We start from the raw sequence: 15,518 nt of genomic DNA, 5'->3' as shown, positions 1-15,518 counted from the left end.
GGAAGAACCCGCGGCTGAGGGCGGGGTCGTCGGGGCGGGTGCCTCCGGTGACGAGCCGGGCGCCCTCCTCCTGGGCGAGGGCGATGTAGCCCTCGACCTTCTCGCGGTGCCCGGCGGAGCTGAGCGGACCGCTCTCGGTGCCCTCGTCCATGCCGTTGCCCAGCCGGATCGCCCGGGCCCGCTCGGCGTAGGCCTCGACGAACCGGTCGTGCACCGCGTCCTCGACGAGCAGGCGTGAACCGGCCGAGCAGACCTGCCCGGAGTGCAGGAAGGCGGCGTCCAGGGCGTAGTCGACGGCGGCCTCGAAGTCGGCGTCGGCGAAGACGATGTTGGGGTTCTTGCCGCCCAGTTCCAGGGCGATGTTCCGCGGCCCCTCCGCGGCGGCGGCCATGATGGCCCGTCCGGTGTTCAGGCCGCCGGTGAAGGAGACCAGGTCGACGTCGGGGTGGCCGGTCAGTGCCGCGCCGACGGTCGCGCCGGAGCCGAGTACCAGGTTGGCGACGCCTGGCGGGGCGCCGGCCTCCTCGATGAGGCGGATCATGGCGACGGTGGTGAGCGGCGTGGTCTCGCTGGGCTTGAGGACGAAGGTGTTGCCGGCGGCGAGCGCGGGGGCGACCTTCCAGGAGGCCTGCAGCAGCGGGTAGTTCCAGGGGGCGATGAGCGCGCACACGCCGACGGGCTGGTAGACGACGCGGCTGAGGACGTCCGGGCCGACGTCGACGACCCGGCCGCCGTCCTTGCCCGCGAGTTCGGCGTAGTAGCGGAACGCGTTCGCCACGTCCTCCACGTCGATCCGGGCCTCGGTGAGCGTCTTGCCGGTGTCGAGCGTCTCGGTGCGCGCGATGTCCTCCCGGTCGCGCAGCAGGAGGTCGTGGACGCGCATCAGCAGGTCGGCACGGCGACGGGTGGGGGCGTTCGCCCAGTCCTCCTCGGCGAAGGCGCGCCGGGCGGCGCGCACGGCGCGGTCGACGTCGGTGGCGTCGGCCTCGTCGACGGTGGTGACGACCGAGGCGTCATAGGGGTTGATCACGTCCCGGCGCCCGCCGGCCGCCGCCTGTGTCCACTCGCCGTCGATGTACAGCTCACCCACCGCGGGGCCTCCTTCGCGTCCGGCCGGAGCCACACCGGCTCGACGGTCAGCAACATGGCCCATCGGACGGGCGGCGGCCACGGGGCACACCGCCGCGACGACGTCCGGACGGCCCAGAGGACCCGGCTGGGCTAGTCACCCGGCCCACGGTGCCCGCCACCCGCCCGCAGCCCGCCATCGGAAGGAAACGGAACGTCACATACCGACAACACTCCGTCCGGATTGTGAACGAGGCATGGTGTTCTCGGGACCGTGTCACATACAAACAACATATGCTCTGGGTTCTTTTCCTGCTGGCGGCCTGGGCCGTGGCCGGCACCGCGTGCACGCGCCTGTGTCTGGCCGCCGTCCGGGCCGCGGCCGTGGACGCGGACACCGGCCGGGGTCGTGAACTCACGCTGTACGAGGCCGCGTTCCTTTCCGGCGGACCCCGGCGGGTCGCCGACGTGACCCTGGTCGCCATGGCGCGCCAGCGCCGTCTGCTGCTGGCCCACACCGGCTGGGCGACGGTCGTCGACCCGCGCGGGCGGGACGAGATGGAGCGGTCGGTGATAGGCGCCATCGGACCCGAGGGGCAGTCCCGTATCGCGCCGGTGCGGGCCACGGCCGCGACGGCGGAGGCGGTGCACGGGATCGCCGAGGGGCTGGTGCGCGCGGGGCTCGCGGTGCCGGACAGCGCCCGTACGACGGTCACGGCGGCCGTACGGCAGGTGCGCGTCGCGGCGGTCGCCGTCCTCGGGCTGGGTGTGGCCGCGTTGCTGACGCCCGCTCCGCCGGACATGCCGCGGCACCTGGTCGCCCTGTGGTTCGCGCTGCCCCTCGCCCTGGCCCTGAGCTGCCTGGCCGTCGCGCGGGTCGAGATCCACCCCTACTCGCGCTGGGCCTCCCCGGCCGGACAGCGGCTGCTCGGCGGGCTGACCCGGACCGCGGACGGCGCCGCCGACGACCGCACGTACCTCACCTCGGTGGCCGTGCGGGGCGTCGGCGCGATCGGCGAACCGGATCTGCGTGCCGCGTTCGCGCACCGCGAGCCGCACGACTGACGGACCGGGGGCGCACAGGGGCATCGGGCCCGACACCGGCGGACGGTGCTTGCCTTCCCCCCGCGCCGAACGAAACATCCCTTTCGTCGCCACCGTGCACCGAAGGGATACGCGATGAGAGCCGCCCTCCTCTACTCGGCAGCCGGGTCCCTGCTGCTGAGCACCCTCACCGCTGCACCGGACACCGCGGACCGCACAGGGGCGGCCGAGAGACGCGGCACCGCCGTGGCCGCCGCGCGCGCGAAGGCGGCCGGTGTCGCCTTCGGCCCCTGCCCCGACGCGCAGGACCTGCCCGGCAGCATGCAGTGCGGCACGGTGAGCGTCCCGCTGGACTACGCCCGCCCGGACGGCCGGCAGATCGAACTCGCCGTCAGCAGGGCCCGGGCCACGCGGAAGGACCCCCGCGACAGCAAGCGCGAGGCCCCCCGGCAGGGCGCCCTCGTCCACAACCCGGGCGGTCCCGGCGCCACCGGCCTGTACTTCCCGCTCATCGGCCTGCTGCCCGAGTGGAAGCGGATCGCGGCCGCCTACGACCTCGTCGGCTACGCCCCGCGCGGAGTCGGCCGTTCCGCGCCGCTGTCGTGCACGGACCCGAAGCGGTTCTTCACCGGGCCCGAGCAGGCGCCGTCCCACCCCTCGGAGTCGTACAAGCGGGAACGCGTCGCGCAGGCGAAGGCGTACGCGCGCGGCTGCGCCGAGCGGGCCGGCGACGCGCTGCGCCACTACCACTCGCTGAACAACGCCCGCGACCTCGACGTGCTGCGCGCCGCGCTCGGCGAGGAGCGGCTGACCTTCATGGGCTCGTCGTACGGCACCTACTTCGGTGCCCTGTACGCGACGCTGTTTCCCAAGCACGTACGGCGGATGGTGTTCGACTCGGTGGTCCACCCCGGCCCCGCGCGGATCTGGTACCGCAACAACCTGGCCCAGTCGGCGGCGTTCGAAGCCCGCTGGGCGGACTTCCGGGCGTGGATCGCCCGGCACCACGACGTCTACGGGCTGGGCAGGACCGCGCGGGAGGTGCTGCGCAGCTACGAGCGGGCGAGCGCGAGGCTGGCCGCCGAGCCGGCGGGCGGGAAGGTCGGGCCGGGGCAGTTGCAGGGGGCGTTCCTGCAGGCCGGGTACTACGACGACCAGTGGCCGCACCGCGCGCACGCACTGTCGGCGTATCTCGAGGGCGATCCCGGGCCGCTGGTCGAACAGGCGGAGCAGCACCCGGCGGCGGCGGCCGAGGCGGAGAACTCACGCGCGGTCTACCTGGCCGTCGAGTGCAACGACGCCCCCTGGCCCACCGACTGGCGGGTGTGGGACCGGGACAACACCCGGCTCGCGCGGGTGGCGCCCTTCGAGACCTGGGACAACGTGTGGACGAACCTGCCGTGCGCCTACTGGAAGGCGCCCCGGCAGCGGCCGCTGGACGTCGGCACCGGGCCGGGTGAGCTGCCGCCGACGCTGATCCTGGCCGCCGAGCGGGACGCCGCCACGCCGTACGACGGCGCCCTCGAACTGCGCGACCGCCTCGCCGGCTCGGTCCTCGTGACGGAGCGGGACGCCGGCGCCCACGGTCTGGCGGGCGGCCCGAACGCCTGCGTCAACGGCCATATGGAGGCGTATCTGCTGGAGGGGCGGCTGCCGGGACGGCGCGCGGAGTGCGCCCCGCACGCCGAGCCGAAGCCGACGGCCCCGGACCGGCCGGGGCCGTCGAACACGTCCGCTGATCAGGCCAGAGAGGCGACCAGTTCGGCGATGTCCTTGCGGCGGCCCGTGTAGAACGGCACCTCTTCGCGGACGTGCCGGCGGGCCTCCGAGGCGCGCAGGTGACGCATCAGGTCGACGATGCGGTACAGCTCGTCGGCCTCGAAGGCGAGGATCCACTCGTAGTCGCCGAGGGAGAACGAGGCGACGGTGTTGGCGCGCACGTCCGGGTAGCCGCGGGCCATCTTGCCGTGGTCGGCGAGCATGCGGCGGCGGTCCTCGTCCGGCAGCAGATACCAGTCGTAGGAGCGCACGAAGGGGTAGACGCTCACGTAGTCGCGGGGCGTCTCGTCGGCGAGGAACGCCGGGATGTGCGCGCGGTTGAACTCGGCGGGGCGGTGCAGCGCCATGTTCGACCAGACGGGCTCCAGGGCGCGGCCCAGCTTCGTCCGGCGGAAGAGGTTGTACGCCTCCTGCAGCGCGTCGCTGGTCTCCGCGTGCCACCAGATCATGAGGTCGGCGTCGGCGCGCAGGCCCGAGACGTCGTACGTGCCGCGGATCGTCACGTCCTTGGCGGCGAGCTGGTCGAACAGCTCCTGGACCTCGCCGGCGTACCCGGCGCGGTCCTCGGGGAGGACGTCCTTCAGCTTGAAGACGGACCAGAGCGTGTAGCGGATGACCTCGTTGAGGTCCTTGGCCAGCTTGCCCTTGTTCGGGATCCTGCCGGACTCGGGGGTAGGGGCGTCGTTGCTCATGGCCTTATTCTCCTGCTCCGCCGTGCAGGCTCTGCACCGGGTGGGCGGTGAGCTCCTGCACACCGCGCAGGTCGCCCCGGATCCGGTCCACGGCCGCGTACGCGCTCGCGATGCAGGCCGGGATGCCGACGCCGTCGTAGGGGGCGCCGCAGACCGCGAGGCCGGGGAGCCGGGCGATGTGCTCACGGACGCGGGCCACGCGGGCGTGGTGGCCGACGGGGTACTGGGGCAGACCGTCGTCCCAGCGGGTGACGCGGGTCGCGACGGGCGTGGCGCCGAGGCCGGTCGCCGCCTTCAGGTCCTGCCGGGAGACGTCGACCAGCTCGGCGTCGTCACGCTGGAGGATCTCCGTCTCGCCGTACCGTCCGACGGAGGTGCGCAGCACGACGAGGTCCGGGTTCTCGTCGGCGATCCAGCCCCACTTCTGCGAGGAGAAGGTGGACGCCTTGATGGTGCGCCCGTCGACCGGCGGCACGAGGAAGCCGCTGCCGTCGGGCAGGGCCGTCCCGGAGCGGCGGTAGGCGAGGGTGACCAGGGCCATGGAGGCGTACTCGACGCCGTCGAGCTCGGCGGCGGCACCGGGGTTCTCGGCGCGCAGCAGCCGGGCGGCGGCAGGGGCCGGGGCGGCGAGGACCACGGCGTCCGCGAGCCACTCCCGCTCACCGGAGCGGACCTGCCAGCCGCCCTCGGGGGTGCGCCGCAGCTCCGTCACCGGCGTCCGGGTCAGGATCTCGCCCCCACGCGCCCGGACCGAGTCGGCAACCGCGAGGGGCAGGGTGCCGATGCCGCCCCGGATCCCCATGAACACCGGGCCGGTCTGCTGGGCCGCGGCGGCCTTGGCCTGGAGCTCGCGGACCCCGGCGGTGAGGGAGGTGTGGGTCCGGGCCACCTGGAAGAGCTGCGGGACGGCCGAGCGCATGGAGATGCGGTACGCGTCGCCCGCGTACACCCCACCCAGCATGGGTTCCAGCAGGCGGTCGACGACCTCGCGGCCGAGGCGCTCCGCCACGAACTCCCCCACCGCCACGTCGTCGCCGACCTCGGTGCGGGGCAGCTCGGCGTCCCGCTCGATGCGGGCGAGGCCCTCCTCGGAGACCACGCCGGCCAGGGCGGACGCGGTGCCGGGCACCCCCATCACATGCCCCTTGGGGAAGGGGCGCAGGGCGCCGCGGGTCCAGAGCGAGGCGGTCGCCGTGGCCGGAGGCCCAAGGCGGTCGGCGAGGCCCACGGCGCGCGCGAGCGCCACCGCCTCGGGGCGGCGGGCCAGCATCGACTCGGCGCCGAGGTCCACCCGCGCGCCCGCGACCTCCCCGGGCAGCAGCTTGCCTCCGACCCTGCCGGAGGCCTCCAGCACGCTCACCCGCGCCCCGTGCTCCAGCAGCCGGTGCGCGGCGGCCAGCCCCGCGATGCCCGCCCCGATGACGACGACCTGCCCTTGAACTTCGCGCATGTCCCCAGCCTCTCAGACCCCACCGACAGCGCCGCCGCGCCCCGGTGTCCTTCACGAGTCCCGACCGTGACCGCATCGGAACCGTCCCGGGCCAAACGTCCGGCCCCGTACGTGCGTCGAAGAAGCGTCAGCAGAATCGACCCTCGGGGGATGCCCAGCATGCGCACACGACGACCCGTACGACGCCCCGCCCCGGCCCTGGCCGCACTCCTGCTGGCCTCGGCCCTCGCGCTCACCGGATGCAGTGGCGCGGGAGAGGACTCCGCCGGCAGCAGCAAAGCCGACCGGGGAGTCGCCGCCCCGCAAGCGGACGACGAGGACGGCGCGAAGGAGGCCGCCCCCGGCGGCGCCGGAAGCGGAGCCAGGGCGACCGCGCCGCCGAAGGTCACCACGACCCACATCATCCGCACCGCCTCCCTGACCGTGCGGGTCAAGGACGTCCCCAAGGCCCTGGAGCAGGCCCGCACCGGCACCGAGAACGCGGGCGGTTACGTCGGCAACGAGACCACCACCCGGGACGCCGAGGGCCATGAACGCACCCGGGTGGTGCTGCGGGTGCCCGTCGAGAAGTACGACGAGGTCCTCGCCGAACTGGAGGGCACCGGCAAACTCCTCGACCGCAGCGCGAAGGCCGAGGACGTCACCGACCAGGTCGTGGACGTGAAGAGCCGCATCACGTCGCAGCGTGCCAGCGTGGCCCGGATCCGCGAGCTGATGGACCGGGCCGACAAGCTCAGTGACGTGGTGACCCTGGAGGGCGAGCTGAGCACCCGCCAGGCCGACCTGGAGGCGCTGCTCGCCCGGCAGGAGTCCCTGAAGGACCGCACCAGCCTGGCCACCATCACCCTGTCGCTGTCCGAGACCCCGGTGAAGAAGGAGGCGAAGGACGACGACCCGGGGTTCGTGGACGCGCTCGCGGGCGGCTGGAACGCGTTCGTGACGATGCTGCGCTGGCTCGCGGTGGTCTTCGGCGCGGTGCTCCCGTTCGCGGCGGTGGCCGCGCTGACCGTCCTGTTGTGGCTGCGGGTCGTACGCCCCCGTCTGCCGCGGCGTCCCGCGCCCGCGCCCATGACGACCGCCCTGGGCCCGCTGCCGATGGCCCGGCCGGCACCCGAGGCGCCCTCGTCGAAGCCCGGCGAGCAGGACTGAAATGGCCTGCTCCCGTAGCGTGTTCGCATGAACATGAGCCGTGCACGGAAGCGACTGGTCGTCATCGGCGGCGACGCCGCGGGCATGTCCGCGGCGTCGCAGGCACGCCGTCTGAGGGGCCCCGACGAGCTGGAGATCGTGGCGTTCGAACGGGGTCACTTCACGTCGTACTCGGCGTGCGGCATCCCCTACTGGGTCGGCGGCGACGTCACCGACCGGGACCGGCTCATCGCCCGCACCCCCGAGGAGCACCGTGCCCGGGACATCGACCTGCGGCTGCGCACCGAGGTCACCGAGCTCGACGTCGACCGGCAGCGGGTGCGCTCGCGCGATGCCGGCTCCGGTGCCGGGTCCTGGACGTCGTACGACCAGCTCGTGATCGGGACCGGGGCCCGGCCGATCCGGCCGGACATGCCGGGCGCCGACGCCCCCGGGGTGCACGGCGTGCAGACCCTCGACGACGGCCAGGCGCTGCTGGACACGCTGGAACGCACGCGGGGCCGGCGCGCGGTGGTCGTCGGGGCCGGATACATCGGTGTGGAGATGGCCGAGGCGCTCATCAACCGCGGCTACGGGGTGACGGTCGTCAACCGGGGCAGCGAGCCCATGTCGACCCTCGACCCCGACATGGGCCGCCTGGTGCACAAGGCCATGGAGGGCCTCGGCATCACGATGGTCAACGACACCGAGGTCACCGGGATCCTGACCGGTGACGACGGCGCGGTACGGGCCGTGTCCACGACGGATGCGCAGTTCCCGGCGGACGTCGTCGTCCTCGGCATCGGCGTGCGCCCCGAGACGGCCCTCGCGAAGGCCGCCGGACTTCCCCTGGGCCCGCACGGCGGTCTCCTCACGGACCGGTCGATGCGGGTGCGCGGCCACGAGAACGTCTGGGCCGGCGGCGACTGCGTCGAGGTCCTCGACCTGGTCTCCGGACAGGAGCGGCACATTCCGCTGGGCACCCACGCCAACAAGCACGGCCAGGTCATCGGCACCAACATCGGCGGCGGCTACGCCACCTTCCCGGGCGTGGTCGGCACGGCGGTCAGCAAGGTCTGCGACCTGGAGATCGCCCGCACCGGCCTGCGGGAGAAGGACGCCCACCGGGTCGGCCTGCGCTTCGAGGCGGTCACCATCGAGTCGACCAGCCGCGCGGGCTACTACCCGAACGCCTCCCCCATGACGGTCAAGATGCTCGCCGAGCACCGCACGGGCCGCCTGCTGGGCGTCCAGATCGTCGGCCGGGAGGGCGCGGGCAAGCGGGTCGACATCGCGGCGGTCGCCCTCACCGCGGGCATGACGGCGGAACAGATGACGGCCCTGGACCTCGGCTACGCCCCGCCGTTCTCCCCGGTCTGGGATCCGGTCCTGGTGGCGGCCCGCAAGGCGGCGGCGAAAGTCCGCAGTTCCCCGTGAGACGGGGTGGGATCCTTCCCCGGGGGCGCGGGGAACCGCGCGACAGGCCTCGGCGAACCCGCACCCGGCACCGAACGCCGCACTCCCGGGGCGAATGGCCTACGCGGTCCCGGCCGTACCGTTGATCCGGTCGATCGCCTGCCGCGCCTGCTCCGCCGGCGGCCGGGCCGGCAACGACGACACCGACGCCGAAGCAGCCGTCACCGCCGGCGGCTGCTCCCCCGCCGGCTTCGCGTGCGAAGCCACCCGGGTCGACCGCAGCCGGTGGCTCACCGCCTCCTCCAGCGTCACGGGCCGCCGCATCTGGGTCGCCAGTCGCCCGGCCTCCTGTCCGAGGCGGGCCACGTCCTCCCAGGGCAGCCGCACCACCAGCGTCAGCTCCGCCTCGCCGTCGGGCAGGGCGTGCATCGCGGGAGTAACTCGGTCGTTCATCGCCTGTTCCTCACGTCGGCCCCGCGACCCGCCTTCCCCGCGCCGCGGGCGGTTGCCGAGACATACGCACGCCTGGACGACTGTGTTCAGCAGCGCCCCCTCCGGTGCCGCGAGGGTGTCGGAAATCCTTCGGATCCTCCGCCCCGATGTCGATTCTCCGGGCTCCGCGGGCTGTGGCTGGCCCACGGCTCGACCTGGCTGAAAAGTGACCTCGGGTCGGCGACACCGTCGCACCGGAACGGAGTACTTGTGAACGTCGGAACAACGGCGACCGGACCACGGCGGAGTCCGAGAGCCACGCTGATCATGGCTTGCATCGGCGTGTTCGTCGCATATCTGCCGGTGACCAGCGTCTCGGCGAGCCTTCCCGCCATCCAGCGGGCCCTGGACGCCTCGACCTCGCAACTGTCGTGGATCTCGGACGCGTTCGTCCTGCCCATGGCGGCCCTCATCCTGACCGCCGGTGTCTTCGGAGACGTGCACGGCCGCAAGAAGGTCTTCCAGGCGGGCCTGTCGTTCGCCACCGTCGGAGCGGCCGTCGCCCTCAGCGCGCAGTCGGTCCAGGTGCTGTGGGCCGGGCAGGCACTGGCCGGGCTGGGGGCGGCCGCGTTGCTGCCCACGACGCTGGCGCTGATCAGTCATGCGGTACCCGACCCGCACGAGCGTGCCAAGTTCGTCGGCCTGTGGGCCGCTTCCCTGATGGCGGCCCTGGCCGTCGGCCCCCTGCTGGCGGGCGTGATCATCGACCACGCCGCCTGGCGGTGGATCTACCTGCCCGCCATACCGGTGGCCGTCCTCACCATGGCGGTCGCCGCACCCCTGGTGGCCGACTCCCGGGCCCCCGGCTCCCGTCGGCTCGACTGGCCCGGCCAGATCACCGCCGCCCTGGCGATCACCTCACTCGTCTACGGCGTGATCGAAGGCGGCGCCGACTCCTTCACCGAGCCCAGGGTCGTCGTCGCCCTCGTGCTGGCCGCCGTCAGCGCCATCGCGTTCGTCCTGGCCGAGCGGCGCAGCGCCAGCCCCATGCTGGACCTGACGCTCTTCCGGAGTCCGGCGTTCAGCGCCACCACGCTGATCGCGATGATCACCTTCCTCGGGCTGATCGGCTTCTTCTTCGTCCTCAGCCTCTACTTCGGCATGGTGCAGCGGCTCGACACCCTCGACGCGGGCTACCGGCTGCTGGCCGTGACAGGCGTGTGCCTGCTCGTCGGAGTGATGGCGGGGCCGATGATGCGCCGGCTGTCCGCCCGCCTCCTGATCACCACCGGTCTGCTCATCACCGCGGGTGCCCTGATGTCCCTGACGGCTCTCGACGCCCAGACCCCGTTCGGTGCGCTGGCCTGGCGACTGGCCCTGCTCGGTCTCGGTCTCGGTCTGGTCGTCACACCCATGACCGCCACCGCCGTCGCCTCCGCCCCGCATCGTCTGGCGGGCATGGCGGCCGCGGGCAACAACGCCTTCCGCCAGGTCGGCGGAGCTCTCGGCCCCGCCGTGCTGGGCGTGCTGCTGACCACCAGGACCACGGACACGCTGCCCGGTCACCTCGCCGACGCCGGCGTGGACGGCGGGACGGCGCAGCGGATCACCGCGGCCGTGAATGCCGACGGGCTGGGTGCGGTGGCCCGGATGGACCTGGGAGCCGAGACCGGCCGGGCCCTGGGTGCCCTCTCCGACGCCTTCCTCGACGGCCTCTACCTGTGCCTCGTCGTCGCCGCTGCTCTCGCGCTGCTGGCCGCGATCGTCGCGATGGTGCTGTTGCGCACCCCGCGGGTCTCGGCCCACGCCGCCCCCAGGACGGTGGAGCCGCTGCGCGAGAACGAGCCGGAACCGACCCTCGTGGGGGCGGCCGCCGGGCACGGTGCCGCGAAGGCCCCGCTGCCACGGCCGGGCGGACAGGGCTTCGCCGCCGGCGGGGCCGGTGTCCCTGCGCAGGCCACTCACGGCGCAGTCGTCTCCGGCCGGGTCCGTGACACCACCGGCGACGGTATGGCGGGCGCCACGCTCACCCTCATCTCACCGGCCGGGAGCCAGATCGGCCGGGTCGTGGCGCACAGCGCCGGCCGGTACGAGCTGACCGCCCCCGCGGCGGGGTCGTACGTGCTGATCGCCGCTGCGGACGGCCACCAGCCCCAGGCCACCACGGTCGTGCTGGGCGAGCGGCCCTTGCTCCATGACCTGGTTCTGGCGGGCGGCAGCAGGATCGGCGGGACCGTGGTGTCGGCCGCTGACGGCGTGGCCGTGGAGGGCGCCCTGGTCACGGTCACCGACGTACGGGGCGACGTACTGGCCGGCGGCACGACCGACGCCGCCGGGCGATTCGGCTTCGGTGAGTTGCCGGCGGGCGACGTCACGCTCACGGTGAACGCCCCCGGGTTCCGGCCCGAGGCCCTCCCGGTCCAGGCGACCGGTCCCGAAGTGACCGCTCTGAAGGTGCCGCTGCGGCCGGGTGCGCAGCTGCGGGGCGTCGTACGGGCGGGTGCCCCCCTGAGGAACTTGACCGACGCACGGGTCACACTGGTGGACGCGGCCGGAAACGTCGTGGGCACCGCGACCACCGGCCCTGACGGCTGCTACGCCTTCGCCGACCTGGACGCCGGCAGCTACTCGGTGAGCGCCGCCGGGTATCCGCCCGTGACCCGGAAGGTCAGCGTCGACGGTCGGGGCCCGGCGGAGGTCCCTCTGGCTCTGGGCCACCCGGACAACTGAAGCGGGTGCCCCGGCCGCCGCTCGCACCCGGACCGCGTCCGGTGATACTGGGGCCCGCGGCGGCCGGTTCCGGTGCGGGGCGCCTCCGCCGCACGGGAGCGTGCCCGTCGTCACCGGCACCCGGCTCAGGAGCAGGAGGCAACAGTGCAGTCCCAGGCACTCGATCCACTCGACCGGAAGCTGCTGCAGGCGCTGCAGCTCGACGGCCGGGCGCCGTTCAACCGGATCGCGGACGTCCTGGGAGTGTCCGATCAGACCGTCGCACGCCGCTTCCGGCGGCTGCGCGGCGCACTGCACCTGCGTGTGCTCGGCATCACCGACGAGAGCCGGCTCGGCCGCAACACCTGGCTCCTGCGCCTGGGCTGCACCCCGGACACCGCCGAACAACTGGCGAGCGCCCTCGCCCGGCGTCCGGACACCACCCACATCAGTGTGATCTCGGGCGGCACCGAAGTGATGTGCGCCATGAGGCCACGCACCCGGCAGGCGAGGGACGAACTGCTCCTCGACCGTCTTCAGCGCACACCGCGCATCACCTCGGTCAGCGCCCACTGCCTGCTGCACCGCTTCTACGGTGGGCCGCTCGGGTGGCTCAACAAGATCAACGCCCTCACCGGCGACGAACGTGCCGCCCTGAGCCCGCCCCCCGTCGAGCCGGGCACCGACCGCGTCGTGCTGGACGAGGCCGACGAGGCGCTGCTCGCCGCCCTCGCCCGGGACGGACGCGCCCCGCTCACCGAACTCCAGGCGACCACCGGCCTGTCGGAATCAGCGGTGAGGCGGCGCCTGGACCGGCTGCGCTCCACCGGGATCCTCTATCTCGACGTGCAGTTCGACAAGGAACACTTCGGCAACGACGTCCTCGCCATGCTGTGGCTCACCGTCGCCCCGGCGGCCCTCGCCGACGTCGGCCACGCCCTCGCCTCGCATGTCGAGGTGAGTTTCGCGGCGGCCACCACCGGCCAGGCCAATATCGTCGCCGCCACCCTGCACACCGGCACCGGCGACCTCTACACCTACCTCAGCGACACCGTCGGAGCCCTGGACGGAGTCCGCTCCGTCGAGACCGCCCTCACCCTGCGCGAGGTCAAGCAGCTCGCCTACGAACCGGGCCGCTGAGGGGAGTTCGCGCGGTCAGCGCGCCGTCAGCGCGTGCACGTGCTCCACGAGCCGGGTCAGCGCGTCCGGGTCGGTGGAGGGCATGACGCCGTGGCCCAGGTTGAAGATGTGGCCCTCCAGGTCCTGCGCCGAGGCCAGGACCTCGCGGGTCTTCGCCTCGACGGCTTCCGTCGGGGCGAACAGCACGGTCGGGTCGAGGTTGCCCTGGAGTGCCTTGCCGGGGCCGATGCGGCGGGCGGCCTCGTCCATCGGGACGCGCCAGTCGACGCCGACGACGTCCGCGCCGGCCTCACCCATGAGGCCCAGCAGTTCGCCGGTGCCGACACCGAAGTGGATGCGCGGGACGCCGTAGCCGGCCACGGCCTCGAAGACCTTCGCCGAGGCGGGCAGCACCGAGCGGCGGTAGTCGACGGGGGCCAGCGCACCGGCCCAGGAGTCGAACAGCTGCACCGCCGAGGCGCCCGCCTCGATCTGCACCTTCAGGAACGCGGCGGTGATGTCCGCGAGGCGGTCGAGCAGGTCGGCCCACAGCTCCGGGTCGCCGTACATCATCGCCTTGGCGTTCTCGTACGTGCGGGACGGGCCGCCCTCGACGAGGTAGCTGGCGAGGGTGAAGGGGGCGCCGGCGAAGCCGATGAGGGGCGTGGCGCCGAGCTCGCGGGTGAGCAGGCCGATGGCCTCGGTGACGTAGGAGACGTCCTCGGGGGTCAGGTCACGCAGCTGCGCGAGATCGGCGCGGGTGCGGATCGGGTGCTCGACGACCGGGCCGATACCGGGCTTGATGTCGAGGTCGATGCCGATGGCCTTGAGCGGGACGACGATGTCGCTGAAGTAGATCGCCGCGTCCACGCCGTGCCGCCGCACCGGCTGGAGGGTGATCTCGGTGACCAGCTCGGGCCGCATGCAGGATTCGAGCATCGCGGTGCCCTCGCGCACCTTGCGGTACTCCGGCAGTGAGCGCCCGGCCTGCCGCATGAACCACACCGGCGTGTGCGGCACGGGCTCACGCCGGCAGGCCTTGAGGAAGGCGGAGTCGTATGCGGCGGACGGCTGCTGGGCCCGAGGGGCGTCGTTGGCACTCACGGGGCCAAGTTTCGCACGCCGCCTGACAGCACTATTCAGCCCCTGGAGAGGCGCGGGGTGTCTAGCCCGGCACGCGGGCTCCGGTCCCCGTAATCTTCCCGCATGGCTGCGGCTCAGGGACGACTGTCGGACGGCGCTGGCGGTATGGACGAAGCGAAGGACACCGAGAACGACCGGCGGGAGGCGGACTCCGCCCCGCTGCCCTTCCGGGCCGCCGTCGACGCGCTGCGGGCGGCGCGGCTGCGGCCCCAGATCGAGGTCGAGCCGACACCCGCGCCGAAGCGGCTCGCCCCCTACTCCTATGCGCTGGAGGCGGCGGTCGTCGACGGCGACCAGGACCTGGCCGACGGCCGGCTGGTGCTGCTGCACGACCCGGCCGGGCACGACGCGTGGCGGGGCACGTTCCGGCTGGTGACGCTGGTGCGCGCGGAGCTGGAGCCGGAGATGGCGGCGGATCCGCTACTGCCGGAGGTGTGCTGGTCCTGGCTGACCGGTGCGCTGCAGACACGTGGGCTGACGTACGGGGAGCCGAGCGGCACCGTCACGCGCGCGAGCTCCCACTACTTCGGCGGGCTGTCCGCGCGCCCGGCCGCGTCGCAGATCGAGATCCGCGCGTCGTGGACGCCGCGTGAGGGCCTGGGCGGAACTCCGGACACGGCGGCGCACCTTGCGTCCTGGTGCGATCTGCTCGCCCAGATCGCGGGGCTGCCCCCGGCCGGTCCGGGCGACGCGTCCGTGGTGTCACTGCCCCAGCGGCGAGGGCCGCAGTCCCGCTGATCAACTCCTGATCAGCCCTGGATCAACCCCTGATCGACCTCTGACCGCCCCGCACTGATCGACCTTGTGCGGGGCGGTCAACCATGTCATGCCGACGATCACACCTGAGTACCCCTCTTGGCCGAATCACTTTGTCGATACGGCCACTTTCGACCGCGTACCGACGCAGACCGAAACCGTTCCACCTTCGAATGATCGACCGCGTGTCCGAATTGCACGGATTGTTATCACTGAATCGTGATCATTCTCTAAAGGCGGACGGGTTCGGTGCCGAAGACGACTGTGACCTTGAAAGCACGGTTCGTCCCGGCTTCACCCCCAAGAGCCGGCCCCGTCCCGCCACCCCCAGGAGGCCTGGTGTCCGTTCTCCTCGAGCAGCCCGCAAGCCTGGTCGCCTACCGCCCGAACAAGCCGACCGCCATGGTGGTCGTGGCCGACCCGCGCGTCCGCTCCACCGTCACCCGCCACCTGTGGGCGCTCGGTGTGCGCGACGTCATCGAGGCCTCGTCCATCGCGGAGGCTCGTCCCCGCATCGGCAACCCCCGCGACATCTGTGTCGCAGACGTCCACCTGCCGGACGGTTCCGGCCTCACCCTGCTGTCGGAGACCCGCGCCGCGGGCTGGCCCAACGGGCTCGCCCTCTCCGCCGCCGACGACATCGGCGCCGTGCGCAACGCACTCGCCGGCGGAGTGAAGGGTTATGTCGTCACCGGCACCCGTACCAACGTCGGGCTCCCCACCCGGCCGGGCGCCGCCCCCATCGGCGCCGCCGCCGCGCGACTGCACCGCCGCCCCCCGGG

General features: G+C 73.2%; 13 protein-coding genes. 8 read left to right on the top strand and 5 right to left on the bottom strand.

What is annotated here, in order from left to right; translation table 11 throughout:
- Window positions 1–1,090, bottom strand: a 1,090-nt coding sequence (locus tag C1J00_RS22800) for an aldehyde dehydrogenase family protein (protein ID WP_102910920.1), incomplete at its 3' end; no start/stop codon positions are given.
- A gap of 272 nt (window positions 1,091–1,362) precedes the next feature.
- Here C1J00_RS22800 and C1J00_RS22795 point away from each other — a divergent pair.
- Window positions 1,363–2,133 (top strand): TIGR04222 domain-containing membrane protein, encoded by a 771-nt coding sequence (locus tag C1J00_RS22795; RefSeq protein ID WP_102910919.1) that lies wholly within the window; start codon window positions 1,363–1,365, stop codon window positions 2,131–2,133.
- A gap of 114 nt (window positions 2,134–2,247) precedes the next feature.
- Window positions 2,248–3,903: an alpha/beta hydrolase gene (locus tag C1J00_RS22790; RefSeq protein WP_102910918.1), complete on the top strand. Its 1,656-nt coding sequence runs from the start codon at window positions 2,248–2,250 to the stop codon at window positions 3,901–3,903.
- Here C1J00_RS22790 and hemQ read toward each other — a convergent pair.
- Window positions 3,852–4,583, bottom strand: a complete 732-nt coding sequence (hemQ, locus tag C1J00_RS22785; RefSeq protein ID WP_102910917.1) for a hydrogen peroxide-dependent heme synthase — start codon at window positions 4,581–4,583, stop codon at window positions 3,852–3,854. The two genes, C1J00_RS22790 and hemQ, sit on opposite strands and share 52 nt — an antisense overlap.
- Before the next feature lie 4 nt (window positions 4,584–4,587).
- Entirely contained in the window at window positions 4,588–6,033 is a 1,446-nt protein-coding gene (gene hemG / locus C1J00_RS22780) for a protoporphyrinogen oxidase (protein WP_102910916.1), read from the bottom strand.
- A gap of 159 nt (window positions 6,034–6,192) precedes the next feature.
- On the opposite strand from hemG, the gene C1J00_RS22775 reads away from it, so the two are divergent.
- Window positions 6,193–7,182 carry a DUF4349 domain-containing protein gene (locus tag C1J00_RS22775; RefSeq protein WP_102910915.1) on the top strand — a complete coding sequence of 330 codons (990 nt, stop codon included), beginning with the start codon at window positions 6,193–6,195 and terminating at the stop codon, window positions 7,180–7,182.
- A 27-nt stretch (window positions 7,183–7,209) separates the two neighbouring features.
- Window positions 7,210–8,598, top strand: a complete 1,389-nt coding sequence (locus C1J00_RS22770; RefSeq protein WP_102910914.1) for an FAD-dependent oxidoreductase — start codon at window positions 7,210–7,212, stop codon at window positions 8,596–8,598.
- A 99-nt stretch (window positions 8,599–8,697) separates the two neighbouring features.
- On the opposite strand, the gene C1J00_RS22765 is transcribed toward C1J00_RS22770, so the two are convergent.
- Window positions 8,698–9,030, bottom strand: a complete 333-nt coding sequence (locus tag C1J00_RS22765) for a hypothetical protein (RefSeq protein WP_102910913.1) — start codon at window positions 9,028–9,030, stop codon at window positions 8,698–8,700.
- A 306-nt stretch (window positions 9,031–9,336) separates the two neighbouring features.
- Here C1J00_RS22765 and C1J00_RS22760 point away from each other — a divergent pair, with 306 nt between their 5' ends.
- Together C1J00_RS22760 and C1J00_RS22755 are read left to right on the top strand one after the other, a co-directional pair.
- Entirely contained in the window at window positions 9,337–11,739 is a 2,403-nt protein-coding gene (locus C1J00_RS22760) for an MFS transporter (RefSeq protein ID WP_102910912.1), read from the top strand.
- 144 nt (window positions 11,740–11,883) lie between these two features.
- Window positions 11,884–12,858: an Lrp/AsnC family transcriptional regulator gene (locus C1J00_RS22755; protein ID WP_102910911.1), complete on the top strand. Its 975-nt coding sequence runs from the start codon at window positions 11,884–11,886 to the stop codon at window positions 12,856–12,858.
- 15 nt (window positions 12,859–12,873) lie between these two features.
- Here the strand turns inward: C1J00_RS22755 and hemE are convergent, their stop codons facing one another.
- Window positions 12,874–13,941 (bottom strand): uroporphyrinogen decarboxylase, encoded by a 1,068-nt coding sequence (gene hemE / locus C1J00_RS22750; RefSeq protein ID WP_102910910.1) that lies wholly within the window; start codon window positions 13,939–13,941, stop codon window positions 12,874–12,876.
- 102 nt (window positions 13,942–14,043) lie between these two features.
- Between hemE and C1J00_RS22745 the strand changes: the two genes are divergently transcribed.
- A complete protein-coding gene (locus tag C1J00_RS22745) occupies window positions 14,044–14,718 on the top strand; it encodes a DUF3000 domain-containing protein (RefSeq protein ID WP_102910909.1) in 675 nt (224 codons plus the stop codon).
- Between the two features lie 357 nt (window positions 14,719–15,075).
- The coding region (locus C1J00_RS22740) for a response regulator (RefSeq protein ID WP_102910908.1) at window positions 15,076–15,518 on the top strand (443 nt) is incomplete at its 3' end.

The organism is Streptomyces cahuitamycinicus (assembly GCF_002891435.1).
Taxonomy (GTDB): Bacteria; Actinomycetota; Actinomycetes; order Streptomycetales; family Streptomycetaceae; genus Streptomyces; species Streptomyces cahuitamycinicus.
Note: the sequence above shows the minus strand (reverse complement) of the source record. Positions and strands in the feature narration are given on the sequence as shown.